Genomic DNA, 26,877 nt, shown 5'->3' with positions numbered 1-26,877 from the left:
ACCGTGACCACATTTCGTGTGTGGAAGTCGGAGTACCAGATCATCTGTGGGGAGTGGTTTCTGGTTCCGTCTGGGGTTACGGATCGACACCGACGCATGTCACGCCTGTGCTGCCCCGTGAACCTGTCGGAACGTGCTTTCGAGGGGGAGCGCATGGCCGTGGTGGGGATGTGTAGGCGTGTGGTGGGCCCGGTGGTGGCTGCCGCACTGATGGTAGGCGCAGTGGGGGCGGTTCCTGCCCAGGCAGCTCAGGCGTCTGGGCCTGCCGACTATGCCACCCAGGCCAGCAAGGCGGCCGACTACATCGATGGCCACAGTGCCGACCTGATGAAGGGCGGTTTGGATTCGCAGTTGGATGGGGCGTTGGCGTTGGTGGCTGCTGGCAGGAAGGGTTCGCCTACCGTCGCCAAGGTCAAGGACAACATCAAGGCCCAGGGGCCGAGTTACTGCACTGACGCGAATGTGGGTGGATGTGCGAAGGTGACGATCACCTTGCTGGCTCTTGGTGAGTCGACCACCTATGGCGGGGTTGACTACTCTCAACGAGTGACGTCACTGCCGGCCTCGGCACTCACTGAGCATCCTTTTCATCAGGCGTTGGACATGATTGCCCTGGAGCGGTTGGGCAAACCCATCCCGCAGAACCTGCTCAAGTCGGTCACCGATTATGCGTCCACGACTCGCAAGCCCAAGTGGGATGACCCGGATACTGACGGTCTCATGCTTACGGCTTTGTCGCATGTGACGGCTCCGGGGCAGCAGGCGGCTGTCACGAGTCTTGTCAAGCATCTCGACGACGACCGGCAAGGTGACGGGTGGGGCTGGCCTGATTACGGTGCGAGTGTGCGTGCGACCACGCGGGTGGCACCGGGACTGTACCGGGCCGGGGATGCCGCCCACAGGGCGCAGGCCGTGGCCGGCCAGACATGGCTTGCCGCCCAGCAGCAGTCCGACGGATCATTCTCCGACGGATCATTCCCGGCATACTACTCCCCGATGCTGGCGACGATACAGGCGATACCGGTGCTGCGTGGTCTGCAATCCTTCGACACCATCGGGACCCACCAGCCCCGCAAGCTGGTGACAATGACCGTCCTGGGCGACTCGTACTCGGCAGGCAACGGAACCCTGAAAGATGGGTATCCGGCCGATGGATCATATCGCAGCCCCAAGAACTACGGTTCGGTACTCACCGGCATGCTCAACCAGAAAAACACGGACACAACCTACCAACTCGACGTGAAAGCCTGGAGCGGCGCCCAGATCGCCACCGGAGACCACAACATCATCAGCCAAGCCGATACCATGAATCCCCACACCGGCGTGATCCTCATGACCGCCGGAGGCAACGACCTCAACTTCGCTGACGTTGCCGATATGTGTCTTGCTGAGAGACAGAAGCTGGGCGGGTGCCCCGGGATGGTTGATACGGCTCGCAAGAAACTTGGTACCACGATGGCGAAGACGACAAGCCTGTTGACGCACATACAAAGGCGACTGGCGGATCCGGCTCACACCCGTGTCATCCTGATCGGATACCCCTACCTCGTCCCCGCCGGATACGATCATCCCTTCGCGGATGTGCCTGCGACTCAGGTACGCGCCGCCGAGGACGAATTCCGCACCAGGCAGGCCGCCACCATCAAGGCCTGGAACACGTCTCATGACCTCAAAGTGACCTACGCCCCCACCACCAGCCTGTTCAACACCCACGAACCCTACCCATTTGTCAGATGGCCCCAGAACCCGTATCGGTGGATCAACGGCATTCTCGAAACTGCAGGAAAACGCGGAGACGACGGGGAAACCCATGCAGATGTAGTATCGCCTTTCGGCGAGTATAAGCTAAATTTTTTTCATCCGAATGTGATTGGTCATGAACAGATTGCGAGGATGGTTCATGATGTGGTCCTGTCGCCCAGGGCCGCGACACGGAGCGTGGGAGCGGGGACTGGCGGTGGGATTCCCCTCGACCAGTTGGGGACGGTACCTGGGGTGCGGATGCGCGCTGACGTGATTGGGCAAAATCTGGTACGTGCAGGTGAACCCTTCGAGTTGGACGCCTCCTCGTCCTACACCTCGATCGGACGCATCCGACGTTGGCAGTGGGACCTTGACGGGGACGGACACTACGAGATTGATAGTGCCACCCCCGAGATCACCCGCACCTTAAAGCAGCTGGGAAGGTATCGGGCACACCTACGCATCACCGACACCACCGGTACCAGTGACACTCTCACCTTCCCCATCGAGGTGACCCGTGATGGTGATGGTGTCCCCGATGCCCGGGATAACTGCCCCACCATCGCTAACCCGGAGCAAGTTGACTCCGACCACGATGGCGTAGGAGACGCCTGCGACCCCCACACCAAGGCACCACGATGACCACCCACAACAGCACAACCAGGGAACAGTACCGTCGCGCGCCCCTCAACGGCCTCATCATCGGCACCATCGTCGGAGTTGTCTGGCCTACGGTATTCGTGATACTTCGTGTGCGAGAAACGCTAGTTTTCGTTCCCGAGGCGTACCCCCCCATATTTACCATGTCGCTCATTTTCCCTCTGGTTGGGTGGCTCACAGGATTGTGGGAACGGAAGATGTACGCGTGCGATGACCCGGAGAAACGGAGAATCAAAACCAAAATCATAGGTGCTGTCATGGCAACTTTCGCTGGCATGCTCATATTCTCGACTCACCTTGTTCTTGTAGATAATGACCTTCTCCTCAACATGGAGGCCGCAGTACACCCGCTTCCGTTAGCAGTGTTCCCTTGCGCCGGACTGATCCTCAGTAATATCGGAATCAGACTCAAGAACAGTAAAGCCCCTTTTATTCTCAGCATGAGCATTGCTTCAGTGGTCATACTTTTCATAACCATGACGGTGTGGTTTTATGTTTTCAGCATTACGAAACTATCCTTGTCCTCCCATTCTTGATCCTCTGCACTGTTTCGGTGAGATGTGCCGGTGGATGTAGCCGCGCGGGCACGATTCTTAATCGGTAGCACTAGTTTCAGGGAGCTCTTCTTACCACAGAAACCACGGTGCTCCCATTACCAGACAGCCACTCAGCGGCCAGCGAGAGCCAGACCAAGACTTAACACCACCAAGTCCTCCAGGGAAGACAACGATGACCACCCACAACAACACAACCGAACAGCAATACCGCTGCGCCCCTGTTGAAGGCCTTGCCATAGGTGCCATCACCGGAGCCGTCTGCGCGGCCGTGTTCCTCTTGGCTTTCGAGGGAACGGAGTTCAATCTCGCAATATTGGCGGTCGCCTTGGGATTGGTGTTGTCGTTTTCTCTACTCGGATGGATTGACGGTCTGTGCGAAAGAAGCATCACTTCGCACAGATCCTTGTCCGCGCAGCAGCGTGACATCAAGATGCTCTATGCTGTTACCACGATCTTGATCGGGGTCATCCCGGCCATCGCCTTCTATTCCATCAGCACGGATCGGAATCCGATGAGCGTACCCCATAACGCAGCTTTCAGTTGGAAGGCGTTGGTTCTGTACGTGCTGCCGCTGATCCCATTCCCCCTCGCTGGTTGGACCCTTGGTGTCATCCGGGTGAGCAACGATAGCCGCAGAGTCATTCCAACGATGACTCTCATGGTGCTTGTGCTGCTGTCTCTGTGTGTGGGGTTTTGGCTTTTTTTCAGCTTGTACCTTCATATGTTATTCTTTTTTGCACCCTGAATGGTCTCTCTGTATGACGACAAGCGTCATGAGCGTTTAGCTCGGCTGTGAGCATATGTGTTATCATGACAATATCTGGTGAAACTGCGTCCCATCGAACTGGATACCTGCTGCGTATCTTCCAGTAACACAGCTCCTCCTTAACAGGTCTGAAATTGGCGTGCAAGCGTCTCAGAAAATCGAACCAAAACCCTCGGAAAGAATCTGATGAGATGTTTCTGATAGCCACAGCTGCCGTAGCGAGAATCGCTGCGGCACTGGCCCTGACACCCTCGCCATCGACCTTCAGCCTCGCCAGCGCAACCGAGGCACAGCGATGACGACATGTGAGAACGGAGCGCAGCAGCAGTACCGTCGCGCGCCCCTCAACGGCCTCATCATCGGCACCATCGTCGGAGCCGTCTGGGCAGTTGAGTTTTTACTACCTTTCCTATTTCCGATGGGCGAGTATTCACGGAACATCAAAATGGCCTTTATTGCCCTGACCCTACCTGTGTTTGGATGGATAACTGGCTTGTGGGGCAGAACAGCCTACAGTTGCGCAACCCCGGCGAAAAAGAAACGTAGAGTCAAGATGGCCGGCATCGTCATGACAACCACCATCGGGGTACTTATGTCCATCACTTATTACAGTCTTGTTGCGGGCATAGGAACTTTGGAGGTACCAGATCATGCCACTTTCAGTTGCAAAGCTTTTGTTATGTTCCTGGCTCCCTTGATCGTGTTTCCCATTACCGGATTGGGGCTCAGTATTGCGAGAATTAATACTCCAAGTGATCGCCACTCGGTAATCTCAAAAATGAGCGCCTGGGTTGCTCTTGGTCTATATCTTTCTACAGCAGCTTGGTTCGCAATCAGCTTATTTTTAAATACATTATTCTTTTTTGAGTTCTAAATACATTCCCACGACGCGTTACTCGTCTGACGTTAAGGCACCACGATGACCACCCACAAAGACACAACTGAACAGCAGTACCATCGCGCACCTCTCAACGGCCTCATCATCGGAGTCATCGCTGGAGTCTGCTGGGTTGTCGTGCTGCGGATTCCCGATGTTCTTCCGGTGAGTGATGGTTCGGGGAACGTGAGGTTGGATCTTGTCGCAATTGCGTTTCCCGTACTGGGATGGGTTTCTGGCCTGTGGGGGAGGAAGGTTCTTCCCTGTGGGAACCCGGCTGACAGGGGGCGCAGGGCTCTGGCGATCGGTGTTGTCATGTCCACCCTCCTCGGGATTCTGCTGACGATCGTCTACCACGGTTTCGTACCGAAGCCGAAATACATGAAGATGCCAGCTGGCACCGCCCTCAGCGGCAGGGCCTTCGTCGTCTATTTGATTCCCTTGGCGGTATTCATCCTTGCAGGATGGGTTCTGGGGAAAACGCGAGAACATATTTACACGAATGGCGGATCGGTAATCCTGCGAATGGGTTTCATGGCTGTTCTTGTTCTGATGTGCTCCGTGATTCTCTGGAGCCAACTTGTCTGGTTGCTGATACTCCTCATCTTCCCTTGGATCCTGTGAGCTGTCTCAGTCCGTGGATCCGTTGTGCCTCGTCGTCTCAGAACATCGGGATGTACGCCACAGATCCACCCAAGGCCATGAGGGCGAAGATCGTGGTGGTGACGATCGGTCCGAGCCACACCCTGCCCGTGGCGTGGTAGAAGGCCCGGTTGAACAGCGGCAGCACCACCATCATGGGGAGCAGGGACTGCAGCATGTTGACGTAGAGCCAGTTCGTCGTCCAGAACACCGTCCCGGTCGAGAAGAAGGTGACGTACTGGATGACGAAGATGGCCGCCAAGCCGATGGAATTGGCCAGCGCAATGATGAGCCAGTTGACCCAGCGACGTTGGTTGTTGAATCGCATTGAGGTGTTGACTCGCAACGAGTTCGAGAAGAAGAACAGGAACAGGGCGGGCACGTAGGCCAGTCCGATGAGGAACCAGCGCTTCGTCAGGGGGCGGGCAGCTACCACGAAGAGTCGGTAGTCAACATGGAAGAAGCCGTAGACGGCGGCCAGGATCGTGTAGAAGATGACAATGACGAACAGGGCCAGCGCCAAGGTGCGTCCGGTCTGGGCCCAGTTCATCCGAACTCCCCAGCTCTTGGCCTCCTCGACACCGTGCTTCTTCGAGATGGAGTGACTGATCCACAGCAGGATGAGCCCCAGCAATCCGTTGACGAGGGACCACAGCACGACGGCGTTGACCATACGGCCGGGGAAGAACCAGCCGTTCTGCTTGTTCGCCGCGGCCGAGAAGACGTGCTGGCTGGCCACGGACAACGGGATGAAGGTCACGCACGCCACGGCGGCCGAGATGACGAAGATCGTCCAGAACATCACGGCTCCCCTGCCCTTGGGCTTCGGCGGGGCAGGCGAAACCTCGGTACTGGCTCCGGCGAACCACGGGATCGTCAACAGCAACTTCGTCAACGGGACGAGCATGACCAGCGCTGCGATGAGGGAGAGGCCGTTGAAGAGTTCCTTGAGCCACCAGATCTGATTGGTGGTGCTCATCTCGTGCGGAGCGCCAATCGTGTCGTCGAAGAACTGGATCATCGACCCTATGGCACTGGGAGTCAGTGGCTGGAAGGGGTGGATGGTGTGGTCGTTGTATGCCACGCGGTAGGTTCGATCGGCAGCTGACCCATAGCCTTTCCCGATGACCACATGATTGACGTGCTGTGACTTCGGCAGGCCCGAGTTGATGACCGCGATGGCTTCCGGGGCATTGCGCAGGTCGCCATTGTGGTTCTTGTTGCGGTAGCCGCCCTCGTCGTACAGAGCGTATCCAATACCGACATTGGACCGAACGTTCTTGAACTTCTTGGCGTCCAGCTTCTGCAACCAGCCGGAGATGAAAACGGAACGAATAGGGTTGAGCTTCTCGGCCTTCTCCCGCTCCTCCTTCGTGATCGTGGTGCCACCAGGGGAGTCCGGAGACTTCGCCTTCTTGAGGGCTTTGACCTCCTTGGCGCCGTATTCGGCAGCCATGCGACGCACCTGGGAACCGCCAGCAGAGTGGCCGGTGATACCGATCTTGGTCTTGTCGACGTAGTTGAGGGTGTCGGTTCGCGAGACGTAATCAATGGCCGGCTGGATGCTGGGGTCATCACTGTGAGGAGGTTGGGACGTCGATTCGCCTTGGTTGTAGGGGTCGACGACAAGGGTGACGTATCCACGCCGGGCCAGCTCCAAGGAGTAGGAGATCTGGGTTTCCTTGGTGCGCTGGAACCCTGGTGTCACGATGATGAGAGGGGCCTTGCGCTCTGCTGTTGCGGTGTCGGGTCGGAAAAGATCGGCACTGGCCACTGCTCCGTCCTTACCGGGGATCATGAGGCCTTGGACACTGATGTGGCCGCCGCCAGTCTGGACGAGGCTTGATCCGACAGCTCCAACCACGATGAGTAGGAGACAGATAAGGACATGTACCGCTGATCGTGATCGTCGCATCGCGGTTGCTGAGTGCATCATTGCTCCTTGTTGTTGGTTCCTGTGGGCACGGACTGCACAGGAGGCGGCAGTGCCATCGAAAGCGGCGTCGCCAGCTGAGGCAATGTTAGTATTGTTTCTGTCAACGTTGATGACGTAGTTAAAGTTTCATAACGGTGATGGGTTGACGAAGGAGTCATCATGACAGCTGTGCTGGCGGTGTGTGCACTGCTCGTGACGGTTGCGGCCGGTTGGTTGCTGGTCAAGAGATACAAGCCAGTGCTGGTTTTGCTTGGAGCCGGACTGTTGCTGCTGCTCATCAGGGTGATTCTCAGGCCTTCGGTTCCGCTGCTGGAAGGCAAGGAGAGTTCTGGCAGCGTCTGGTTCGACATCGTCGGGATGATCGAATCCATCGCGAAGGATCAGCTCACTGGCGTTGGACTCATCATCATGGCCGCTGGTGGATTCTCGGCCTACATGAACCGTATTGGGGCCACCGAGGCGCTGGTGCGTATCGTCATTGGGCCTGTCACCAGGCTCAAGCAGCCCTATCTCATCCTGGTGTTCACCTACGTCCTGGGGCAGCTGCTCTTCATGGTCATCCCGAGCGCCGCGGGCCTGGCCATGTTGCTCGTCGTCATCATGATGCCGATCATCACCGCTTCCGGGGCCAGCGCCGCAGCTGGTGCCGCAGTCATCGCCACGACGAGTGCCCTGCCCATCGGGCCTGCCACTGGCACGGAGATCCTGGCCGCCCACACGGTGGGACTCTCCCCGGCGGTGTACTTCGTCCGCGATCAGCTTCCGGTTGCGATCCCCACGGTTGTTGCAGTGGCCATCACCCATTTCTTCGTCCAGCGTCGCCTGGATCGCAGGGGTGGCGACGACAGTGCCGAGCATCGCGACGAGGATCGTGCGGCAGCTCGCCAGGCTCCCAAGTGGTTTGCCATCTTCTTGTTGCTGCCGATCATCCTGCTCATCGTCTTCAGCCCGTTGGCTGTGAAATCCGTGCAGCTGTCGACCGTGTCGGCATTCCTGCTGGTGTGGCTGGTGACCATCCTCGTCGAGCTGATACGCAACCACGATCGCTCGGAGGTTCTGGGTGACGCCAACGCCATGTTCGTCGGAATGGGCAATATGTTCGCCAAGGTCGTCTCCCTCATCATCGGTGCCCAGCTGTTCGCCGAAGGTCTCAAGCAGGCTGGAGTTATCAAACTCCTGGTGAATGGTGCCGAGGGCGTTGGTCTCCCACTGTGGGGCATGGCAGTCCTGTTCAGTGTGGTCGTCGGTGTGGTGACCTTCCTCACCGGATCCGGGGTGGGGTCCTTCACGGCATTCGCCTCCCTGGCCCCAGGCATTGCCAAGGGGCTCGGTGGTAGCGCGGCAAGTATCGTCAATCCGATGCAGTTCTGTGGTGGGCTGTTTCGCTCGGTCTCACCAATCTCCGGGGTGGTCATCACGGTGGCTGGTGCCGCGGGCATCTCGCCGATGGCGGTGGTGCGTCGCACGGCACTTCCGATGCTGGTGGGTTTCATCGTCATGATGATCTCGAGTCTGGTGCTCATCTGAGCACCGGTAGGGTGAAGCCCGCCACGAGATTTCGTGGTGACGGACGCGTGTACAGGGGGCGCCACGATGGCGGAGGAATCCGGGGATCTGTATGGACGACTTGCAGCCTTGCAGGAGCTGACTCCGACGGAGAGTGTGATTGCCCAGTACTTCGAGGACGACTTTCCCCATCTGGCTCTGGAGAACCTTGACGAGATCAGTGCGGCCGCCGACGTCTCGACGGCATCGGTGACGCGGTTCGTTCGCAAACTGGGATATGCCAGTTTCCGCGATTTCTCACGATGCCTGCGTGAGGAGGTGGCAGCGAACTTTGATCTGCCCAGTGACCGCGCCACCAGGAGTCCTGAGTCTGACGCGCCGGGTGCGATGTGGCGCTCGAAGATGGAGGCTGCTCGACGCAGTATCGACGTTGGCCTGGGGGCGTTGGACGGCGAAGCCTTCGATCGTGTCGTTGAGGTGTTGAAGGATGACTCGCGGCCGGTGTACCTCGTGGCAGCCGCCACCGGGCACACACTGCTGGATTACTTCAGCCTGCTGGTGCGCTACTACCGGCCCCATGTCATCCTGCTGGAATCGACCGACCGCATGGCGCACCAGCTCATTGATCTGCCCAGCAACGCAATCCTGTTGGCGTCCGTCTTCGACCGGCACTCCCGGATGGTCGAATCCGTGCTACGGATGTTCCACGAGCGCGACATGACCACCATCCTGCTCACGAATCGTTCCTCGACCCCGATGCGTCGATACGCCGAGCACGTCCTGCTGGTGGCCTCGGAGTCGTCGACCGCCTTCCGGTCGCGCGTCTGCTATCTCATCCTGCTGGAATCCCTGGTGGCGGCCCTGGCCCCGACCGATCCAGACGTCGAGCGGGGCAGGGTCAGAGCCATGCAAGGGTTGTTCGACGACCTCGGGGTGTTCATCACCCCATGACGTCGTTGCCGGTGTGGGGCCGGTCCCCGGCAATGAGGTGGGAGAGCTTGGCGGACAGACCGGTGTAGCGAGACGGGTCGGACAGCTCGTCAAGATCGAGACCTGACAGTTTCTCGGCAACGTGCGGATGCGCGTCGATGAAGTCGTGCAGGCTGATTCCATTGGCTCGATGGGCAGCGGAGAATTCCTGCAGCAGGTCGTGGGCCTCCTCGTGGCCGAGGCGTGGGGCAAGCTCCATCATGATGCCTTCGCTGACGAGCAGGATTCCTTCTCGATGAACGTTGGCGGCAAGCTGGTCGACGTTGAAGTCCAGTGCGTTCAACAGTGTCAACAGCTTCTGTCCGGCCCCGTCGACTGCCGCCAGGATTCGGGGAACCGCGTCGCGCTCGACCTCGAGTTGTCGGTGGTCCCGCTCGAAGTCACCGGGCGGGTTGGTGAGCACGGTGGCTGCCGCACCGGCAGCCATACGAGCTGCGGCAGTGATTTTCATGGTGGAGAACGGATTGCGTTTCTGAGGCATGGTGCTCGATCCGGAGAGATGCGGATCAAGGGCCTCGGCCGCTTCCCGAAGGTCGGTGCGCTGCATGTTGTAGAGGTCCTCGGCGATCTTGGCCAGAACCTGGGCATGGATGGCCAGGTTGCAGGAGAGCTCCGTGAGGGCGTCTCGGGATGCATGCCAGGCGATGAGCTCGCAGGTGAGCCCGAGATCTCGGGCGATCTCGGTGGCGACCGTTGCGCCGTGCGGCCCCATCGAAGCATATGTGCCTGCTGCACCGGAGAACTGCACGAGAAGGCAACGGTGCCGGGTCTGCGTCATGCGCTCACGGGATCGCTCGAGATCGGCGGTCCATCTGGCGAATCTCATGCCGAGAGTGGTGGGAACGGCATGTTGACCATTGGTGCGTGCCACCATGATGGTCTCCGCATGCCTGTCGGCCAGCAGTCGCGTGATTTTCAGAAGGTCATTGGTGCAGGAATCGATGAGATCGAGCGAGTCACGGATCTGCAGGTTTCGAGCGGTGTCGAGAATGTCCTGGGTCGTGGCCCCGAAATGGACCCATCGGCGGGTCGTCTCGTCAAGGGTCTGCCGAAGGCAGTCAAGTCCTAGGGCAAAGGGATTTCCTGCCGTCCCAGAGAAAATTCGTTCCATGACGGCATCCGTGGCCTTCGCCTGCTGGGTGATTCGGGTTCCGGTTCCCTCGGGGATCATTCCCAGCTTCGTCTGCACGCGAGCCAGTGCTGCCTCGACGTCGTACCAGCTCTGTACCGTTGATCGCTCGGACCAGATGGTGTCCATTGCCTCGGTCACGTAGCCACGGCGGGTGATCTGGCTGTCGAAGGCCCCGAACGCCATTGTTTTCAACCTTTCATTTAAAGAATCTTGTGTAAAAAATATTACATCTCTTCAGGAGCTACGCCACGATGACAGCCGAGGGCAGTGACTCAGCTCAGCTGCTGTGGCAATCCTGGGTTGAACTGGATCCCATACCACGGCACGTGGCACGGGGGAGCGTCTAGCACAGGATGACCACTGATGCCCTGGTGTCGGTAAATGCCTAGGCGTGGTGGGGGATGCTCTGGCGTGACGATCCGGCAAGGGGGTGGGGCACTGCCCTGCTCGTGCCTTTGTGGCAATCATGTGTGGGAGTGGGGGTTGTGCCACGCCACGTGGCAGGTGAGGTCGTTCGGTGCAGGATTGCCACGGTGGCTCCCCTGTTCCCTGCTCCCGATTCGGTGAGTGTGGGTCCGGTGCGGCGGGTGTGGGGTGCGCGCTCGAGCGCTGGGTCAGTTTTTGACTGTGCGGGGTTCGTGCATGGCACCTCATCGAGTGACGTGTGGCAAGCATGGTGCTGAACGGGGTGGCTGCTACGTCTCGTGGTAGCGCGTGCTGGTATGTGCAGGATCGCCACGGCGAGCCGGGGACCAATGACCTGGCAGGTGCGCGGGAGACACGTGCTCCCGGGAAAACGGCGCGTGGCAATCGTGTTCGTGATCCTGGCGGTTGCCACGTCTCGTGGCAATCGGCACCCGCTCGCGCCGGAAATCCACACGTGGAACGATCCATTGGCCCGGACTGTCATGCGGTGTCGTGTACAACCGCTCCTGCCGCGGGATCGGTCACACATCCGATTGTGCTTTGCTCCTAGGGGCGATTCGCTGAGGCATGGAAAGTATGGTTTGGCTGCCCGGGCAACCTCAGTGCATGTCTGCCACGGGGAGGCTCGTGAAAATGCTCGGTGACAAAATCATTTCACCGTGTCACCGGGCTGATTGTGCTGGTGCCGGAGAAGGGACTTGAACCCTCACGCCTTGCGGCACAGGAACCTAAATCCTGCGTGTCTGCCAATTCCACCACTCCGGCAACGGGACATCGCGGTCCCGGAACCAAGGAACACTCGATCCGACGGTGCGGGTCAGTCGCTGATCTCCAGCTCCCGGCGCAGCTTGTCGACGTGACCCTTGGCGCGAACATTGTACTGTGCCTCGGCAACGGTGCAATTGCCGTCCGCATCGACGTCCACGACGAAGGTGGAACGGATGACACCGACGATCTCCTTGCCGTAGACGTTCTTGGGTCCGTAGGCACCGTATGCCTTCATGACCTCCTTGGACTCGTCGGAGAGCAGGGTCAGCGTCAGGGACTCCTTGGTGACGAACTCCTGCAGCTTGTCAACGGGATCGGGGGAGATGCCCAACACGTCGTAGCCTGCGGCGGTGAAGTCGTCCAGGTGGGCGGTGAAGTCAACTGCCTGTGTGGTACACCCGGGCGTCATCGCAGCAGGGTAGAAGTACACGATGACCTTGCGGTTGCGCAGCTCGGAGAGGGTGACCTTCGTGCCGTCCGCGGCAGGCAGAGTGAAGTCGGGGGCGGAATATCCGGGCTCTAGATGCGTGCTCATGACGTCCACGATATAGGCTGAGAGCTCAGGGAGGCGGGTTTGTCCGTCCGTACTGGAAATATCCGCAGCATCGAGCAAGGGGGGCCAGATGGCCAGCAAGGAAAAGGACACTCGCACCGCCGAGCAGATTAGGCAGGATCTCAACGCCGCAAGGTCGCGAGTTTCTCAGACCGTTGAGGACGCCACCCAGCAGTTCCATCCCAAGACCCTCAAGAACGACGCTGTCGACGATGCCAAGAGTTTTGCACAGCGACAGTTCGACCAGGCCAAGGGGCAGGTCAAGGACGAGAACGGCTGGCGCGGGGACCGACTCATCCTCGTCGGTGGTGTCGTCGTCGGTGGCCTCGTGCTGCTGACCGCTGCTCGCGCGATCGTCGGGAAGGCCACCGGCGCCACCACCCGACGCAAGTTGGAGAAGCAGCAGCTCAAGAATGCCAAGCGGGCCGCCAAGGAAAGCAAGGCCGCACGCAAGGCTGCCGCCAAGCGCAACCGGCATCGTGGAAAGAAGGACGTCGCCCAAGTCGTCGACCTGAACGGCGATGAGTCCAAGTTCAGCAGTCTTGCCGAGTCCCTGTTGCGTCAGGCATCCGTGCTGCGTGCCGAAGCCGCCGCCGAGAACAAGGACTGAGTTCCGTACCCAGGGCACCTTGGTGTGAGCGACGTCGCAGAGTTCCTCAGACGCGCCACTCCGGTGCCCACATGTGCGCCTTTCTCGTGGAAGTGTGCATGTCCGGCGCCGTGGCCTGAGGATTTTGTTTGCGTCAGCTGATGGGCCCTGCCACCACAGATGGTGGCAGGGCCCATGGTTTTCTCTCGACAGTGCGGTGTCATGACTTCAGTCCACCGGCGGACAGCCCCTCAACGATCCGACGCTGGAAGATGAGCACCATGATGACCAGGGGGATCGTCATGATGACGCCGGCAGCCATCTGTGTGCCGAATGGGGTGTTGAACTGTGAGGATCCGGTGAACTTCGACAGCATCACCGTCGCCGGCTGCATCTTCGGGTCGTTGATCATCGTCACGGCGACGAGGAACTCGTTCCATGCGCCGATGAAGACGATGATGGCGGTGGTGAAGATTCCCGGGGTGGCCAGCGGCAGGATGATCTTGCGAAATGCCTGCGGTGGGGTGCAGCCGTCAACCATGGCGGACTGCTCGAGTTCGTCGGGCATCTGCTTGAAGAACGTCGTGAGGTTCCACACCGCCAGCGGCAGTGAGAACGACAGATCCGGGATGATCATCGCCTGATAGGTGTTGATCCAATGCCATGCCGAGAAGTTCTTCAGCAGCGGCACGATGATCGCCACCAGCGGGAACATCGACGTCGCGATGACCAGGACGAGGAACGCCCCCTTGCCTCGAAACTCCAGACGAGCCAGCGCATAGGACGCAAAGGTCGCAATGAGCAGCGCAACGATCGTCACACTGATGGAGACGATGGCGGAGTTGCCCAGGGCGCGCAGGAAGTTGTTCCCGGGGGCGAAGACGGCTCGGTAGTTCTCCAACGAGGCATGTCGCGGCCACCATGTGTTCTCGAAGATTTCCTTGTCGGGCCGCAACGAGGACACCAGCATCCAGTAGAACGGCGCCAGGCAGTAGATGATGATGAGGGCGATCCCGATGGCCGAGAAGACCTTTCCGGCACCGCCGCGTTTCTTCCCGGTCATGCCTGTGTCGCCACCCGGTTGCGTGAGGATTGCGTTCGCATCAGCTGTCGTGGTGCTCATGCCGAGACTCCTTTCCCATCAGCACGACGTCCGGCAGCCTTGCGCTCCCGACGTGTGGTGGGGCTGCCACCGTTGACGAAGCTGGACGCCCTGACCTTGTGATGACGCTCCTGCCTGCCCGACCCGGTGATGTCGGCTCCCAGAATCTTGATGAATGCGAAGACGATGATGAACACGTAGAGGAACAGCAGCAGTGCATATGCTGCCGCGGCGCCGTAGCGCAGGTTGGAGGCCTCGTCCTGAACGAGCATGGAGAGCGTCTCCACCGAATTCTTGCGTGGGCCGACGAGGATGTACGGCAGGTCGAACATGCGCAGCGCGTCCAGGGTGCGGAACAGAACGGCGACGACGAGGGCCGGCTTGACCAGGGGCAGGGTGATGGAGGTGAACCGTTTCCACACCCCAGCGCCGTCCATCTTGGCCGCCTCGTAGACCTCCTCGGGAATCACCTGCAGACCAGCCAGGGTGAGCAGGCCGATGTAGGGGGCCGTCTTCCACACGTCAGCGATGATGATGGACCACTTGGCCGACCAATCACCCGAGGCCCACATGATGTGCTGGCCCAGGATGGCGTTGGCGACGCCGTTCTGGTTGAAGATCCACCCCCACAGGATCGCCGAGACGGCGGTGGGGATGGCCCACGGGACGAGGATCGCGGCACGCACCACACCTCGTCCAGCCATCGCCTTGTGCATGATGAGGGCCATGATGACGCCCAGTGCGGTCTCGAGGAGCACGGTCACCACACCGAAGAGCGTGGTGTTGAGGAAGGCATTCCAGAACCGGTCACCTCCTCCGGTGAAGATGTCGGCATAGTTGCGCAGACCGACGAACGGCTCGGTGTCGTTGACGAATCCGGTCTGGGGGTCCAGGCCGGGCTGGCCATGCAGGGACTGGTACAACGACTGGAAGACCGGTACGACGATGACGATCGTCAGGACGAGCAGTGTGGGTGCGATGAGGAGCAGGGCCAGACGCTCTTGGGACCGGGCTCGTGCCGATCGTTTTCGTGGTGCAGTTGTTGAGGACATGGGTGGCCTTTCCGGAGGCATGATCGCTGGCAGGGGAACCAGACGCGTGTGCAGCGTGGGGCAGCTCGAGGGAGCCGCCCCTGGGCACGTGTCACTCAGTTCTTGATGATGGACTTCAGCGAGTCGTTGAGTGTGGCGACGACGTCCTCTGCGTTGCCGCCATCCTTGATTGCTGGGTAGACGGCGTCCTGGACGGCAGCTGTGACGTCACCGTAGTTGACCACACGCGGGCGTCCCTTGGCCTTGTCCAGGGAGGCTTTGAGCGGCGGCAGGTAGGGCAGTTCCTTGACGTTGGCCTTGTCGGAGTACAACGAGCCGAGGATCGGGGCATTGCTGAGCTTGTCGACGTTGTACTGCTGGGTCTCCTTGCTGGTCCACCATGTGATGAACTTCAGTGCCGTGGCCTTGTTCCTGCAGTTCGTGGAGATTGCGCAGTTGTGGCCTCCCAGGGTGGCGACGTACTTGTTGCCGTCGATGGATGGCATGGGGGCGACGTCGAACTTGTCGGTGCCGAGGTTCTTGACGTTGTTGGAGTACTGGTAGGGCCACTGGCGGTAGAACAGCAGTTTGCCGGACTCGAAGGCGCCGCGGCCGTCCTCCTCCTTCCACTCCAGCGCCTCCTTGGGGATGACGTTGCTCTTGAAGGCGTCGATGACGAACTGGATGGCCTTGACGTTCTTGTCGTGGTACGTGGAGTCGCCCAGCACGACCTTGCTCTGATCGTCGACGATGGCTCCGCCCATGGTGTGGATGAACTCGGAGATGTTGCAGGTGAGGCCTTCGTACTTGTTCCACTGGCCGCCGATCCCGCCGATGTCGGCATGGCCGGGCAGTTTGCGTACGGCCTCGATGGCGCTGAGCAGTTCGTCCCATGTCGTGGGGGCCTTCTTGACGCCAGCCTGGTCGAGCAGGTCCTTGCGGTAGTAGAGCAGGGAGGCATCGGTGACGTAGGGCATGCCGTACATGTTGTCGCGGTACAGGCCGGTCTCCCACACGCTGGGGATGATGTCGGAATTCTTCAACTTGTCAGCCGGCAGTTGCATGACCCATCGATTGGCGGCGAACTCGGCGACCCAGACGAGGTCCAGGGAGATGACGTCGTAGGCGTCCGACTTGGTCTGGGCACTGTTGACCAACGAGCTGCGCTGTTGATCGGCCTCGGAGGACAGCTCGATGAGGGTGACCTTCTCGTCGGGATATTTCCTGTTCCACTCGTCCAGACGTTTCTGGACCATGCCGCTGGAGAAGTCCTTGCCCTGGGCGTAGTTGATGGGGCCGGTGCCGGAGAAGTCCTGGGAGTCGGCGGCACTGCCGGAATCGGAATCGTTGGAGCAGGCGGCCAGGGCGCCCAGTGCCAGGGCACTCAGGGATCCTTGAAGAAATGCTCGGCGAGAATGGCTCGTCATGTTCGTTTTCCTCCTTTGGAAAGCTCGAAGCTGGCGCAGCTGCTGCGCCGTCTCATCACCTCGCCGGAGTACTGGCGGGGCGATGAGCTTTGCCACTGCACAGAAAGATACTCCAGGTGGCTGGGTTGTGTGGCAGTTGTTTCGTACACCTTTGTGATTGCCTGTGCGGCATTTGAAGACGTTGCTCGATGAACCGATCACTCGATGGTGATGGGACTTGATACGGGCGCAGGATCGGCGACGATTCATGACGGGACATGAGCGTCATCGCTCGATTCACGGAGTGCGTGATGAAAGCGAAGGCCCCAATCCATGTGGATTGGGGCCTTCGGTGAGTGCGCCGCCAGGGACTCGAACCCTGAACCCGCTGATTAAGAGTCAGCTGCTCTGCCAATTGAGCTAGCAGCGCTCACGAGGAGGAACATTACCGAACTTCATCGTGTTTGCAAAATCGAGGTGGCAACCGGGTGTACATGGATGTACCTCCAGGACGCCAGAAGCTCCGTGAAAGCCGCTATGACTAGGGCTTTCCTGCGCGTGCCGAGCGAATTCGGCGTTCCCGCAGCTGCTCGATCTCAGGCTTGTCCAGGGGCTCCAGGGTGGTGCCCAGTGATCGCTCCAGGAGAAAATCTGCCAGCTCGGGGTTGCGAGCCAGGATCGGTCCATGCGGGTAGGTGCCGATGACATTGCCCTGAATGGCACCCTCGGTGGTCCTGTCCCCGTTGCCCCACCCGATCTCGACGTCGGCCAGGGCCGTGGCGTCCGTTCCCAGGGTGGTCCACCCGCCGTGGTTCTCGAATCCGGTGACGAGTGATTCGGTGCCGTCGGGCTTCGTCCAGTGATGCAGCACCTCGCCCACGGCTCGTTGTGGTCCGCGACGGGTCTGGACGTCGAGAAGGCCGAGACCCTCGATGATCTCGTCGTGCGCGCCGATGGTGAACGAGGAGCCGCAGATCTGGTAGCCAGCGCACACGGCGAAGAGCACGGCTCCACGATCCAAGGCGGTGAACAGTCCGCCATCTGCCTTGAGTTGGCGCACAGCGGTGATCTGGGCGGTGTCCTCGCCGCCGCCGAGCAGGTAGAGGTCTGCGTCCGTGGGGACCGGCTCGCCGGGTTCGATCATCAGCAGTTCGGCGTCCAGGCCACGCCACTGGAGACGTTTCTGGCACACCACGGCATTGCCGTGATCGCCGTAGATGCCCAGCAGTGACTGGTACAGCAGGACGATCCTGGGGTGGTCGAGGCTCATATGTGTTCTCCCATCCGGCGTAGTTTCTGGAACGGGGTGTAGGTGGCCAGCACGTCGATGGGGTGGGGCTGGTCCCATCGTCCTTGCAGCAGAGGACAGACGAAGACGTCTGACAGGTCCTCGATGACGACGTGGTCGACCCCGGCGTACTCCAGTCGTACTCCCAGGTCCAAGGCCCGTGGTCCGGTGCAGATCACCGTTCGCCCGGCCAGCTGCTCATAGTCGACGTCCCACAGCCAGGAGACGTCCTTGCCATCGGCCGCGACGGCGTCAATGGCGAGGATCAGGGGATCGGAGGTTGCCAGGGGCAGCGACTCCGTCCATCCTGCCGGGTTCTTCGACAGCATGAGGCGGACCAGGACGTCGTTGATGCTGGTCGTGGCATAGCGACCAGCCGGCGAGGAGACCTCGCGCATCCCCAGCAGGGCATCGTAGGGGTCCACTCCCATCTCCGTTGCGGCGGCAAGTGCACAGGTTGCATTGGCAAGGTTGAATGATCCGGGAACGCTGATCTCGAGTTCATACTCGTGGCCGTCCTTGCGCATGGCCTTCCGGTCGTCCACCCACCAGTCGGCCTCGGGCTGGTGCAGCCCGCACTCCTCGCAGCGCCAACCGTTGTCGTCGTGCAGGAGGATCGATCCGCACTGCGGGCACAGCACCGAATCGGCCGTCCAGCGCGGTTTCGTGTCCACCCACACCGTCCGGTGTGCTGCCTGGGCGGCCCACACGATGAGTGGGTCGGCGGCATTGGCGACGACGGTGGGGCCTTCCTCGCCTGCCTCCTCCAGGGCTTCGCGCCATTCTCTCCCCAGGAAGGTCAGCTCATGATTGCGATCGAGTTGGTCGCGGCTGAAATTGAGCAGGACCAGGACACGCGGGTGACCTTGGCGCACCACGTCGGCGACGACTCGTTCGTCGACTTCCAGAATGGCATTTCGTGCCTCCGGGGCCTGCCCCAGGGCAGAGACGATCCCAGCATGCAGATTGGCCCCGTCGGCGTTGGTGACGATGTCATCGGGTTCGATGCCGCGGCTCGCGTGAACCGCGGCGGTGAGGAAATGGGTCGTCGTCGTCTTGCCGTTGGTGCCGGTGACGGCCGCGATCTGGCGTGGCGCGATGAGCTCGGGGAATGCCTGTGGAGCCAGGGCCAGTGTGACCTTTCCCCTGATCGAGGATCCTGAACCCTTGCCGGCAAGACGGGAGGCTGATGCCGCGAGTCGTCCGATCACCAGCGCAGCGCGTAGCCGGAAGGACAGGCTTGGTTGCGGCGGCGCCTGAATCTGGGTGCTTGTCATGAGGTCCATCATCGCAGGCTTGCCGGCTTCATGAATACTCACGTCATGGGTCTGGTGGTTTGGCGGCTTCGTGAAGCGGAAAAGTGTCTCAGGACAGTGGTCATGATGAAGGCTCTCCGGGTGGGTCGAAATGGAGGAAGTGGGTGGCGCCGGGGCTTTGACGCTGTTCATCATACCATGAGATCGAATACATGTTTGACATTTTCGAATAAAAGTTCGATCATGGGGTCATGGCGATCACAGAGCTGTCGGACAACGAGCTGTTGGTACCCCATGTTCCTGCGCTGAGACGTGACCTCATGCTGGAGGGGGATGTCACCGGGCATCCGGTGCATCCTCTGCTACGTCCTCTGTTTCCGGGAGGACTGCGTTCGGAGGCTTACAGCCTCGATGGCGCATCGGACGTGGGCCTGGGGTTGCTCGTCAATGGATGGTGCGGAGTTGTCGGGATGCCGGAGTTGCGAGGTGCCCAGGTGCGACGGTGGGGGGTTGATGCGTCACGACTGGTCATGGTTTCGAGCTCTCGTGGCTGGTTGGCCACCGTCGCTGCTCTCGTGGAGGAGCTGGACGTGATCTATGCCTGTGCGCCGCCCGCCATGTCACTGGAGGCCTCTCGCAGGCTCGCCACCAGACTCAGGGCCCGTCAGTCCACCTTGGTCATCTGCGGGGAGTGGTCCAGCGCGGTCACACACATTGATGTGCGCACCATCGGATGGCGGAAATCGCAACAAGCAGGTCATTCTTCAACGATCCACGAGGTGGAGGTGAGCGTCACGCGGCACCATTGGTCACGGTCGGTGGTACTGGCTCGTGATGACCGCGGAGTGCATGGGATCTCGTCGGAACTGGTCGGAGGGATCCCGTCATGATGGGGAAACCCTTGCATGACCAGGTGGCGAGATGTGGCTGGCCAGGTCATTGTGGCTGGTCAGGCCATGACGGTTCATGGGGCCTGAGGCCGAGGATGATCCGCGGTGTGTACTGGCGATCGGTGTGGATCGGCGATCCGGGGGATGAGTTCGGAAGGGGGTCGGGATCAGATGGGATGGGCCCAAAAGGGATGGGTCCAGATGGGGTGCGGGTGAGCGGACATGCAAAATCCGCGCCGCCCACATGGACGACGCGGATTACCTCGGGGTGGCTAACGGGACTTGAACCCGCGACCCCCTGGACCACAACCAGGTGCTCTACCGACTGAGCTATAGCCACCATGTTCCCGGGTGACCGGGCAACCCCGGTAGCGTAGCGAATTCAGCTCGTGTTGTGCAAGTCGCAGAATCGTCACGCAGCCGAGGCGCAGCGGGGGAGTGGGTTTCCCGGCGTCCCCGTTCGGAGTGGGATCGTTTCGAGTGCGCCCGGGGTGTGCTCGAGGGGCTCAGCCGGCCCGGGGTGTGCTCAATGGGGCCCGGCTGCTGCACCCGGATCAGTGTCCGGCTGAACAGGGACCCGTGTTTGGCTGAACGGAACCAGACCGAGTCGGTGTCCCGATCCCGCTCATGCCACTCCGGAACATTCGTCCGGGTCGCTGTCTCAGTGTCCCGCTCCGGTGAGCAGGCCCTGGTACTTGGCGGCAATCTCCTTGCACTGTTGCGAGTCCGGTCCAGGGGCCGCAACCATGACCGCCTCGCGCCAGAACATGAGTTCCTCGATCGACTCCTGGATGTCGGCAAGGGCCCGGTGATTTCCCTGCTTGGCCGGGGTGTGCTTGAAAGCGGTCGGGTACCAGCGACGTGCGAGTTCCTTGATCGAGGAGACGTCAACATTGCGGTAGTGGACGTAGGCCTCCAGCTCGGGCATGTCCTTGGCCAGGAAGGATCGATCCGTACCGATCGTGTTCCCGGCCAACGGAGCCTTGCGCGGTTCCTTGACGTGGCTGGTGATGTAGTCCATCACCTGCTGCTGAGCGTCTGCCATCGTCGCCCCGGAATCGAGCTCGTCGAGCAGACCCGAGTGGGTGTGCATTCCCCGGACGAAATCGTTCATGTGCTCCAGCCACTGCGGTTCCGGCTTGATGACGACGTCAACTCCCTCGCCCAGTACGTTGAGCTGACTGTCGGTGACGAGCGCCGCCACCTCGATCAGTCCGTCATGGGCCAGATCCAGCCCGGTCATCTCACAGTCAATCCACACCAACATGTCATTCACATGGTCCAGACTAGTTGGTGTGGCTGATTCACGGCGTGGCGCAGGAGCCGATCTCGTGACGTCGGGGATTGCTGGGATACGCGGCAGGGCTGCTGGGAAGCGATGTGGAGGATCGCGGAGGACCAGCGAGGACGGTGTCACGAAAAGTCGATACACTTGACGAGCCGGGCCCGGTAGCTCAGCGGATAGAGCAGCAGCCTTCTAATCTGTCGCGCGTGGGTTCGATTCCCACCCGGGCCGCCACATGACATGCACGACGTGGCACCCCCGCGGTCCATCGTGCACCAGACCATGACCGCCCAGTACGTCCAGCACGTCACGGTGCCGAGCGTCTCGCACACAGCTTGTAGGGTGGGGGCCATGTCTGGCCTGGATCCTGTGCAACCCCGCGACGCCTGGTGGCGTCGTGTCCTGGGCAACCCGTGGACGTGGGCCGTCGTCGTCATGATCGTCCTGTCGATCCTCACACTCGGCGACACGTATTCACTCCTCAGCCGCGACACCACCGTGGAGGTCGAGGGCAAACAACTCGTCTCGCCGGGAATCACCGATCTGTCCTTCAAGAAGGCCATCCACTATGCCTGGCCCACCGCAGCGGTGTGGTCGGCGCTGTTCATCCTGCTCGACCGATACCGCACCAAGCATTTCCCGATCTGGTTCATCGCGTTCTCCTGGGGTGGCTCGGTTGCCTGCTGGGCAAGCATGTACGTCAACACGTGGATGGCCTCGATGCTCTCCGTCGACGGCGGTGTCGACCCGTCTGCCGGAGCTGGCCCGGCAATCTTCTCCGCACCCTTCGTCGAGGAGTTCTTCAAGGCCACGATCCTCTTCATCCTTGCTGCCGTCATCGGCCCCACGTTGACCTCGGCCGTTCAGACCGTGAGCCTGGCCGGATTGTCGGCCATCGGTTTCGCCTTCGTCGAGAACATCGTCTACTACGCTCGAGCCGACAACTACGCCAGCGTCACCATCGACGCAGGAGATCCCGAGGCCGCCCTGAGACAGATGGTCGTACTGCGAGGTGCGCTCACCTCATTCGGCCACCCACTTTTCACCTCGATGACTGCTCTGGGCCTGGCCTTCGGTCTGCGAGCCCGCAGTCGCATCGTGCGCGTCATGGCGCCACTCACCGGTTTCGTCATGGCCGTCATGGGGCACATGGCCTTCAACGGGCTGTCCTCGACCCGCAATCTCGATGAGCTTCGACCGTACTGGTGGGTCAGCGTGACCATCGTCATGATCTTCATCCTCGGCCTGGTACTTCGGTTGGTGGCGGAAGGACGCATGATCGCCCGTCGCCTCGATGATTACGCCGTCATGGGATGGCTTCCCGCGCGAGTCGGAGAGGTCGTCTCCGTTCTGCATCGACGCTGGTGGATCAGTGCCGTCGCCCTGAGTCACGGAATCAGATGCTGGTGGCAGACCTTGACGTATCTACGGCGCACCACCGAACTTGCCTATCTGCGGGATGCGGAGGTTCGTGGCCTTGCAGCGAACTCGACGGCACGGCAGGCCCGTCTGCTCGCCGAGATCCGGGGGCTCTCGGCGATGGCCGTCACCGAATCACGCGGTGCCCGGCTCGTCAAACCACATCTGCCACGGTGGCTGGTGGAGTACTTCCATCCGTCCTCGGGCACGTCGATTCCGGCCATGGGTCGCGAATCGGCCCGGTGAAACCTCACCTCGAGCTGCTGAGGGTGATTCCGGTTTCCGGACCAAGCACGTTTCCTGATCACGGCGCGAGGCCATGTGTGCGGAGGACGAGGTGCAATGACGCCTCGTCAAAGACGGTGATTCGGCGCGAGGTCATGTGCGCAGGGGCGAGGACCGGGACAGAACGTCGCTTCGCCCCGTTCCTCGCAAGGAGAATCGGGGGAGGAGAATCAGAACAGACCCGATACCCTTGGGTACAAGGATCCCCACGCTGATTCTCGTGAAGGTTGTGACGATGGGTACCCAGGAACTGTTGGCCGAGCTGAGCGGGTTGCGCTCCGATCTGGACCAGGTGCGCTTCCCTCTTGACCTGCCACAGGTCGAGACGGCTCGTGCCTCGGCCGAGTCGATTCGTCATCAACTCGATGACTACGTCATCTCGCGTCTGGAGACCATCGACGCCCCGCTGCTGGCCGTCGTGGGAGGGTCGACTGGTGCGGGAAAGTCCACCCTGGTGAACTCCCTGGTGGGTCGGCCGGTCTCCACCCCCGGGGTCATCCGCCCCACGACGATCTCACCGGTACTCGTCCACCATCCTGATGACGCCCAGTGGTTCACCGACAGAAGGATCCTGCCGGGGCTGGTGCGCACCGAACAGTCCACTGGCGACTCGACCAGCGTCCATCTCGTCGCCGAACCCTCCCTGCCACGTGGCCTGGCCCTGCTCGATGCCCCAGACATCGATTCCGTCGTCGCCGCCAATCGTCACCTGGCTGCCCAGCTCCTGCAGGCCGCCGACCTGTGGCTCTTCGTCACCTCCGCCGCGCGATACGCCGACGCCGTTCCGTGGGACTTCCTGCACGAGGCCGCCGGACGCCATGCTGCCGTCGCCGTCGTCTGTGATCGGGTGCCACCGGCAGCCATGCGAGAGGTGCCAGCGCATCTGGGCCAGCTCATGACCTCCCGCGGTCTTGCCGAGTCGCCGCTGTTCGCCATCCCCGAGACCGTCACCGATTCCGAGGGGATGTTGCCCGACCAGGCCATCGCCCCGATTCGCTCGTTCCTGGCCGGGCTCGCCGCCGACCAGGATCAACGTCGTGGCGTCGTCCTGCAGACCCTTGCCGGATCGATTCGGTCCATGTGCGAACGAACCCCACAGATCGCCGACCACCTCGACGACCAGGCCCTCACCCCGCAGCGGTTGCGTACCGACGCCGCCAACCAGTTCGACGAGGCACGGCGCCAGATCTCGGTGCAGTCGGCCGACGGCACCCTGTTGCGCGGTGAGGTGCTGGCACGCTGGCACGAGTTCGTCGGCACCGGTCAGTTCATGCGCGCCATGGAGGAGAAGGTGTCATGGTTGCGCGACCGCGTCGTCGGTGCGATCCGGGGTACGCCGCCCGAGGCCGACAAGGTGAGTGTCGCCGTCGAGTCCGGTCTGGCCGCGCTGGTGCGCTCCGAGACCGATGCCGCAGCAGAACGTGCCGTCGGTGCGTGGGACTCCTCACCAGCTGGCCGCGCCGTCCTGCAGTACTCCTCCGACCAACTGGGACGGGTACAGCCCGATTTCGACGACCGCGTGGAGCGGGTCATCCGTGACTGGCAGGGTGACGTCATGGAGCTGGTCGCGGGGGAGGGGATGAACAAGCGCTCCCGAGCCAGGTTCATGGCCCTGGGCGTCAACGGTGTCTCGGTGGCCCTCATGATGCTCGTCTTCGTCCACACCGGCGGGCTCTCGGGTGCCGAGGCCGGTATCGCTGGTGGGTCAGCGGTCGTCGCCCAGCGACTGCTCGAGGCGATCTTCGGTGACGACGCGGTACGCAAGCTTGCCGACATGTCCAAGGATGCGCTCGACGAGAGGGTTGCCCAGGTCGTCGATGCCGAGGCGGCACGCTTCGACGATGCCTTGGCGGACTTCGACGTGCCCACCCAGGTGGCGGACCAGCTTCGGTCCCGGGTGGCCGCGATCATCGACGTGCTCACCAGCGCAGACCTCGACGTGTCCCCTTCCACGGCTCAGCTGGGTACCGCGCCTGACTCGACACAGTCCGCTACCCCCATTGCTCGTTCCCGACAGGAGGAGACACGCCCCGAGCTCCCAGACTCCCGGGTGCCCGAGGACCAGGATGGGCGCACACGTGAGGAGGAGCGCTGATGGCCTTTCGACGCCGGGACCTCACCGATGAGGTCCGAGATCTCGACCGAGCGGTCGATCTGTGCCGAGGGCGCATCGATGATGACGTGCAACGACGTGCCCAGGCGGTCACCCACCACGCAGATCAGCGTCTCGCCTTGTCAGGGGGCTACACGGTGGTGGCCTTGGCAGGAGCGACGGGGTCGGGCAAGTCCAGCACCTTCAACGCGCTTGCCGGCCATGAGTTCGCCGAACCGGGGATTCGTCGTCCAACGACCTCACAGGCGCTGGCCGCCTACTGGTCCGACGTACCACCGACGCAGTTCCTCGACTGGCTCCAGGTGACACGCCGGGTCCAGGTGCCCGAGAGGGGCGCGTTCGACGGGCTCGTCCTGCTCGATCTTCCCGATCACGATTCCACCGAGGTATCGCACCAACTGGAGGTTGACCGTCTCATCACGATGGTCGATCTCATGGTGTGGGTCGTCGACCCGCAGAAGTACGCCGATGCCGCCCTGCATGACGGATACCTGCGTGGTCTGTCCAGCCACAGCGCGGTGATGACGGTGGTGCTCAACCAGATCGATCGACTCACCGGCGAGCAACGCACCTCATGCATTCGTGACCTGCGCCGCATCCTGGACGACGAGGGGCTGATCAAAACCGAGATCCTGCCGGTGTCCACGGTGACCGGGGAAGGCATGGATCAGCTGCGCCAGCACCTTGCCGAGGCGGTGTCGAGCCGGACTGCCATGGCGAACCGGCTCGAGGCCGACATCTCTCGGGTGGCCCAGCAGATGCGTGGTCAGGTCGGCGATGGCGGTGCCACGACCGTGTCTGGTCGGCAGGCCGACGAGCTGCTGGACTCCCTGTGCCTGGCTGGCGGTGTTGACGTGGTCGTCGATGCCGTCACCGATGCCACTCGGCGCCGGGGAATCGCTGCCACCGGGTGGCCTGTCGTGTCCTGGTTGGTGAAGTTGCGTCCGGACCCACTGCGCAGGCTGCACCTCACGGCGGGCAGCAGCTCGGATCGGGGGAGGCGCAGGACGATGCGGGCAGCCAGGAAAGACATCGAGCCTATCGACGTGCAACGTACCGCACTGCCGTCGCGATCCGGGGTGGCCTCGGCCAAGGTCGACAATGCCCTGCGTGCCATGTCCGACGACGTCAGCCTTGGCCTGCCTCAAGGCTGGGCGCAATCGGTGCGCCGTGCAACGACTGCGCATCGCGACGATCTGGCCGATGAGGTTGACCGGGCGATTGCCACCACCGATCTGGGCATGGGTGAGGGACTCTGGTGGCACCAGATCATTCGTGTGCTGCAGTGGCTCCTCATCATCATGGTGGTCGTGGGCCTGGGATGGCTTCTTGTCGATCTGGTCCTGGCATATCTGCAGATGCCTCCCCTTCCCGCAGTGAGGTGGCACCGATTCCCGATGCCCACGTGCCTGGTCGTGGCAGGAGCTGCTTGCGGTGTGGTCGTGGGGCTGGTGAGCCGGGCTGCGGTGGAGGTGTCGGCACGGCATCGCGGCCACACGGTGCGGGCGCGCCTTGTCGATTCCGTCGAGGAGGTCGCCGAGCGGCTCGTCATTGCCCCGGTGGAGGATGAGTTGCATCGGCGCAACGAGGCTCGAGGGGTACTCAGGAAACTGTGAGTCATGGCGGGAAGGCCCCACAACATATGACCCGTGCAGCA

General features: G+C 61.4%; 21 protein-coding genes, 4 tRNA genes and 1 pseudogene. 13 read left to right on the top strand and 13 right to left on the bottom strand.

What is annotated here, in order from left to right:
* Positions 1-210: 210 nt before the first annotated feature.
* The 5 genes from CKV91_RS08265 (at position 211) to CKV91_RS08245 (ending at position 5,227) form a co-directional block, all read left to right on the top strand.
* On the top strand, positions 211-2,385 hold the full coding sequence (locus tag CKV91_RS08265; protein WP_065860600.1) for a PKD domain-containing protein: 2,175 nt from the start codon (positions 211-213) through the stop codon (positions 2,383-2,385).
* Positions 2,382-2,939 (top strand): adhesin, encoded by a 558-nt coding sequence (locus CKV91_RS08260; RefSeq protein ID WP_065860497.1) that lies wholly within the window; start codon positions 2,382-2,384, stop codon positions 2,937-2,939. The genes CKV91_RS08265 and CKV91_RS08260 overlap by 4 nt, the downstream gene beginning before the upstream one ends.
* Before the next feature lie 193 nt (positions 2,940-3,132).
* The gene (locus tag CKV91_RS08255) at positions 3,133-3,705 is read left to right on the top strand and encodes a hypothetical protein (RefSeq protein WP_065860498.1); all 573 of its coding nucleotides are present in this window, start codon (positions 3,133-3,135) and stop codon (positions 3,703-3,705) included.
* Positions 3,706-4,021: 316 nt separating this feature from the next.
* Positions 4,022-4,600: a hypothetical protein gene (locus CKV91_RS08250; RefSeq protein ID WP_065860499.1), complete on the top strand. Its 579-nt coding sequence runs from the start codon at positions 4,022-4,024 to the stop codon at positions 4,598-4,600.
* A gap of 45 nt (positions 4,601-4,645) precedes the next feature.
* Positions 4,646-5,227: a hypothetical protein gene (locus CKV91_RS08245; protein WP_065860500.1), complete on the top strand. Its 582-nt coding sequence runs from the start codon at positions 4,646-4,648 to the stop codon at positions 5,225-5,227.
* Positions 5,228-5,264: 37 nt separating this feature from the next.
* Here the strand turns inward: CKV91_RS08245 and CKV91_RS08240 are convergent, their stop codons facing one another.
* Positions 5,265-7,178, bottom strand: coding sequence for an alpha/beta hydrolase (locus CKV91_RS08240; RefSeq protein ID WP_065860601.1), 1,914 nt, complete (start codon positions 7,176-7,178; stop codon positions 5,265-5,267).
* A gap of 162 nt (positions 7,179-7,340) precedes the next feature.
* On the opposite strand from CKV91_RS08240, the gene dcuC reads away from it, so the two are divergent.
* Positions 7,341-8,708, top strand: coding sequence for a C4-dicarboxylate transporter DcuC (gene dcuC, locus CKV91_RS08235; protein ID WP_065860501.1), 1,368 nt, complete (start codon positions 7,341-7,343; stop codon positions 8,706-8,708).
* A 66-nt stretch (positions 8,709-8,774) separates the two neighbouring features.
* Positions 8,775-9,638: a MurR/RpiR family transcriptional regulator gene (locus tag CKV91_RS08230; RefSeq protein ID WP_065860502.1), complete on the top strand. Its 864-nt coding sequence runs from the start codon at positions 8,775-8,777 to the stop codon at positions 9,636-9,638.
* Here CKV91_RS08230 and CKV91_RS08225 read toward each other — a convergent pair.
* The 4 genes and pseudogenes from CKV91_RS08225 to CKV91_RS08215 all read right to left on the bottom strand — a co-directional run bounded on the left by CKV91_RS08225 (position 9,628) and on the right by CKV91_RS08215 (position 12,538).
* Complete coding sequence (locus CKV91_RS08225) at positions 9,628-10,788, bottom strand: lyase family protein (RefSeq protein WP_231933861.1); 1,161 nt, start codon at positions 10,786-10,788, stop codon at positions 9,628-9,630. The two genes, CKV91_RS08230 and CKV91_RS08225, sit on opposite strands and share 11 nt — an antisense overlap.
* Positions 10,789-10,992: pseudogene (locus CKV91_RS09855) on the bottom strand (lyase family protein); the annotation flags it as partial. It lies immediately after the preceding gene.
* A gap of 923 nt (positions 10,993-11,915) precedes the next feature.
* Positions 11,916-12,000: transfer RNA gene (locus CKV91_RS08220), tRNA-Leu, on the bottom strand.
* 52 nt (positions 12,001-12,052) lie between these two features.
* Positions 12,053-12,538, bottom strand: coding sequence for a peroxiredoxin (locus CKV91_RS08215; protein WP_065860504.1), 486 nt, complete (start codon positions 12,536-12,538; stop codon positions 12,053-12,055).
* 88 nt (positions 12,539-12,626) lie between these two features.
* On the opposite strand from CKV91_RS08215, the gene CKV91_RS08210 reads away from it, so the two are divergent.
* Positions 12,627-13,166, top strand: a complete 540-nt coding sequence (locus CKV91_RS08210) for a DUF3618 domain-containing protein (protein ID WP_065860505.1) — start codon at positions 12,627-12,629, stop codon at positions 13,164-13,166.
* A gap of 199 nt (positions 13,167-13,365) precedes the next feature.
* On the opposite strand, the gene CKV91_RS08205 is transcribed toward CKV91_RS08210, so the two are convergent.
* From CKV91_RS08205 to CKV91_RS08180, 6 genes are all read right to left on the bottom strand, one after another.
* Positions 13,366-14,268: a carbohydrate ABC transporter permease gene (locus CKV91_RS08205; protein ID WP_410171443.1), complete on the bottom strand. Its 903-nt coding sequence runs from the start codon at positions 14,266-14,268 to the stop codon at positions 13,366-13,368.
* Entirely contained in the window at positions 14,265-15,299 is a 1,035-nt protein-coding gene (locus CKV91_RS08200) for a carbohydrate ABC transporter permease (protein ID WP_023034101.1), read from the bottom strand. The genes CKV91_RS08205 and CKV91_RS08200 overlap by 4 nt, the downstream gene beginning before the upstream one ends.
* Before the next feature lie 95 nt (positions 15,300-15,394).
* On the bottom strand, positions 15,395-16,705 hold the full coding sequence (locus CKV91_RS08195) for an ABC transporter substrate-binding protein (RefSeq protein ID WP_065860506.1): 1,311 nt from the start codon (positions 16,703-16,705) through the stop codon (positions 15,395-15,397).
* Positions 16,706-17,041: 336 nt separating this feature from the next.
* A tRNA-Lys gene (locus tag CKV91_RS08190) sits at positions 17,042-17,114 on the bottom strand.
* A 111-nt stretch (positions 17,115-17,225) separates the two neighbouring features.
* Positions 17,226-17,954: a type 1 glutamine amidotransferase gene (locus CKV91_RS08185; RefSeq protein ID WP_021104604.1), complete on the bottom strand. Its 729-nt coding sequence runs from the start codon at positions 17,952-17,954 to the stop codon at positions 17,226-17,228.
* Positions 17,951-19,105: a Mur ligase family protein gene (locus CKV91_RS08180; protein ID WP_036903075.1), complete on the bottom strand. Its 1,155-nt coding sequence runs from the start codon at positions 19,103-19,105 to the stop codon at positions 17,951-17,953. Before CKV91_RS08180 ends, CKV91_RS08185 begins: the two co-directional genes overlap by 4 nt.
* A 443-nt stretch (positions 19,106-19,548) precedes the next feature.
* Between CKV91_RS08180 and CKV91_RS08175 the strand changes: the two genes are divergently transcribed.
* Positions 19,549-20,118 carry a hypothetical protein gene (locus CKV91_RS08175; RefSeq protein ID WP_065860603.1) on the top strand — a complete coding sequence of 190 codons (570 nt, stop codon included), beginning with the start codon at positions 19,549-19,551 and terminating at the stop codon, positions 20,116-20,118.
* Positions 20,119-20,385: 267 nt separating this feature from the next.
* Here CKV91_RS08175 and CKV91_RS08170 read toward each other — a convergent pair.
* Positions 20,386-20,458, bottom strand: a tRNA-His gene (locus CKV91_RS08170).
* Between the two features lie 321 nt (positions 20,459-20,779).
* Positions 20,780-21,385, bottom strand: coding sequence for an oligoribonuclease (orn, locus tag CKV91_RS08165; protein WP_065860507.1), 606 nt, complete (start codon positions 21,383-21,385; stop codon positions 20,780-20,782).
* 176 nt (positions 21,386-21,561) lie between these two features.
* Between orn and CKV91_RS08160 the strand changes: the two genes are divergently transcribed.
* From CKV91_RS08160 to CKV91_RS08145, 4 genes are all read left to right on the top strand, one after another.
* A tRNA-Arg gene (locus CKV91_RS08160) sits at positions 21,562-21,637 on the top strand.
* Positions 21,638-21,754: 117 nt separating this feature from the next.
* Complete coding sequence (locus CKV91_RS08155) at positions 21,755-23,068, top strand: PrsW family intramembrane metalloprotease (protein WP_095141108.1); 1,314 nt, start codon at positions 21,755-21,757, stop codon at positions 23,066-23,068.
* Between the two features lie 274 nt (positions 23,069-23,342).
* Positions 23,343-25,202 (top strand): GTPase family protein, encoded by a 1,860-nt coding sequence (locus tag CKV91_RS08150; RefSeq protein ID WP_095141020.1) that lies wholly within the window; start codon positions 23,343-23,345, stop codon positions 25,200-25,202.
* On the top strand, positions 25,202-26,836 hold the full coding sequence (locus tag CKV91_RS08145; protein WP_065860510.1) for a GTPase: 1,635 nt from the start codon (positions 25,202-25,204) through the stop codon (positions 26,834-26,836). Before CKV91_RS08150 ends, CKV91_RS08145 begins: the two co-directional genes overlap by 1 nt.
* Positions 26,837-26,877: the final 41 nt, after the last annotated feature.

Source organism: Cutibacterium granulosum (assembly GCF_900186975.1).
In the GTDB taxonomy this organism is placed as follows: domain Bacteria; phylum Actinomycetota; class Actinomycetes; order Propionibacteriales; family Propionibacteriaceae; genus Cutibacterium; species Cutibacterium granulosum.
This window is presented reverse-complemented; position numbering and strand designations above follow the sequence as displayed.

What these genes read in the sequence shown, in the direction of transcription:
- CKV91_RS08255 (WP_065860498.1), top strand. Translation starts at nt 3,133, where the DNA reads ATGACCACCCACAACAACACAACCGAACAGCAATACCGCTGCGCCCCT.
- orn (WP_065860507.1), bottom strand. Translation starts at nt 21,385, where the DNA reads ATGTTGGTGTGGATTGACTGTGAGATGACCGGGCTGGATCTGGCCCAT.
- dcuC (WP_065860501.1), top strand. Translation starts at nt 7,341, where the DNA reads ATGACAGCTGTGCTGGCGGTGTGTGCACTGCTCGTGACGGTTGCGGCC.
- CKV91_RS08205 (WP_410171443.1), bottom strand. Translation starts at nt 14,268, where the DNA reads ATGAGCACCACGACAGCTGATGCGAACGCAATCCTCACGCAACCGGGT.
- CKV91_RS08185 (WP_021104604.1), bottom strand. Translation starts at nt 17,954, where the DNA reads ATGAGCCTCGACCACCCCAGGATCGTCCTGCTGTACCAGTCACTGCTG.
- CKV91_RS08210 (WP_065860505.1), top strand. Translation starts at nt 12,627, where the DNA reads ATGGCCAGCAAGGAAAAGGACACTCGCACCGCCGAGCAGATTAGGCAG.
- CKV91_RS08240 (WP_065860601.1), bottom strand. Translation starts at nt 7,178, where the DNA reads ATGCACTCAGCAACCGCGATGCGACGATCACGATCAGCGGTACATGTC.
- CKV91_RS08195 (WP_065860506.1), bottom strand. Translation starts at nt 16,705, where the DNA reads ATGACGAGCCATTCTCGCCGAGCATTTCTTCAAGGATCCCTGAGTGCC.
- CKV91_RS08155 (WP_095141108.1), top strand. Translation starts at nt 21,755, where the DNA reads ATGTCTGGCCTGGATCCTGTGCAACCCCGCGACGCCTGGTGGCGTCGT.
- CKV91_RS08215 (WP_065860504.1), bottom strand. Translation starts at nt 12,538, where the DNA reads ATGAGCACGCATCTAGAGCCCGGATATTCCGCCCCCGACTTCACTCTG.
- CKV91_RS08200 (WP_023034101.1), bottom strand. Translation starts at nt 15,299, where the DNA reads ATGTCCTCAACAACTGCACCACGAAAACGATCGGCACGAGCCCGGTCC.
- CKV91_RS08265 (WP_065860600.1), top strand. Translation starts at nt 211, where the DNA reads ATGGTAGGCGCAGTGGGGGCGGTTCCTGCCCAGGCAGCTCAGGCGTCT.
- CKV91_RS08260 (WP_065860497.1), top strand. Translation starts at nt 2,382, where the DNA reads ATGACCACCCACAACAGCACAACCAGGGAACAGTACCGTCGCGCGCCC.
- CKV91_RS08175 (WP_065860603.1), top strand. Translation starts at nt 19,549, where the DNA reads ATGCTGGAGGGGGATGTCACCGGGCATCCGGTGCATCCTCTGCTACGT.
- CKV91_RS08250 (WP_065860499.1), top strand. Translation starts at nt 4,022, where the DNA reads ATGACGACATGTGAGAACGGAGCGCAGCAGCAGTACCGTCGCGCGCCC.
- CKV91_RS08145 (WP_065860510.1), top strand. Translation starts at nt 25,202, where the DNA reads ATGGCCTTTCGACGCCGGGACCTCACCGATGAGGTCCGAGATCTCGAC.
- CKV91_RS08230 (WP_065860502.1), top strand. Translation starts at nt 8,775, where the DNA reads ATGGCGGAGGAATCCGGGGATCTGTATGGACGACTTGCAGCCTTGCAG.
- CKV91_RS08150 (WP_095141020.1), top strand. Translation starts at nt 23,343, where the DNA reads ATGGGTACCCAGGAACTGTTGGCCGAGCTGAGCGGGTTGCGCTCCGAT.
- CKV91_RS08245 (WP_065860500.1), top strand. Translation starts at nt 4,646, where the DNA reads ATGACCACCCACAAAGACACAACTGAACAGCAGTACCATCGCGCACCT.
- CKV91_RS08225 (WP_231933861.1), bottom strand. Translation starts at nt 10,788, where the DNA reads ATGGAACGAATTTTCTCTGGGACGGCAGGAAATCCCTTTGCCCTAGGA.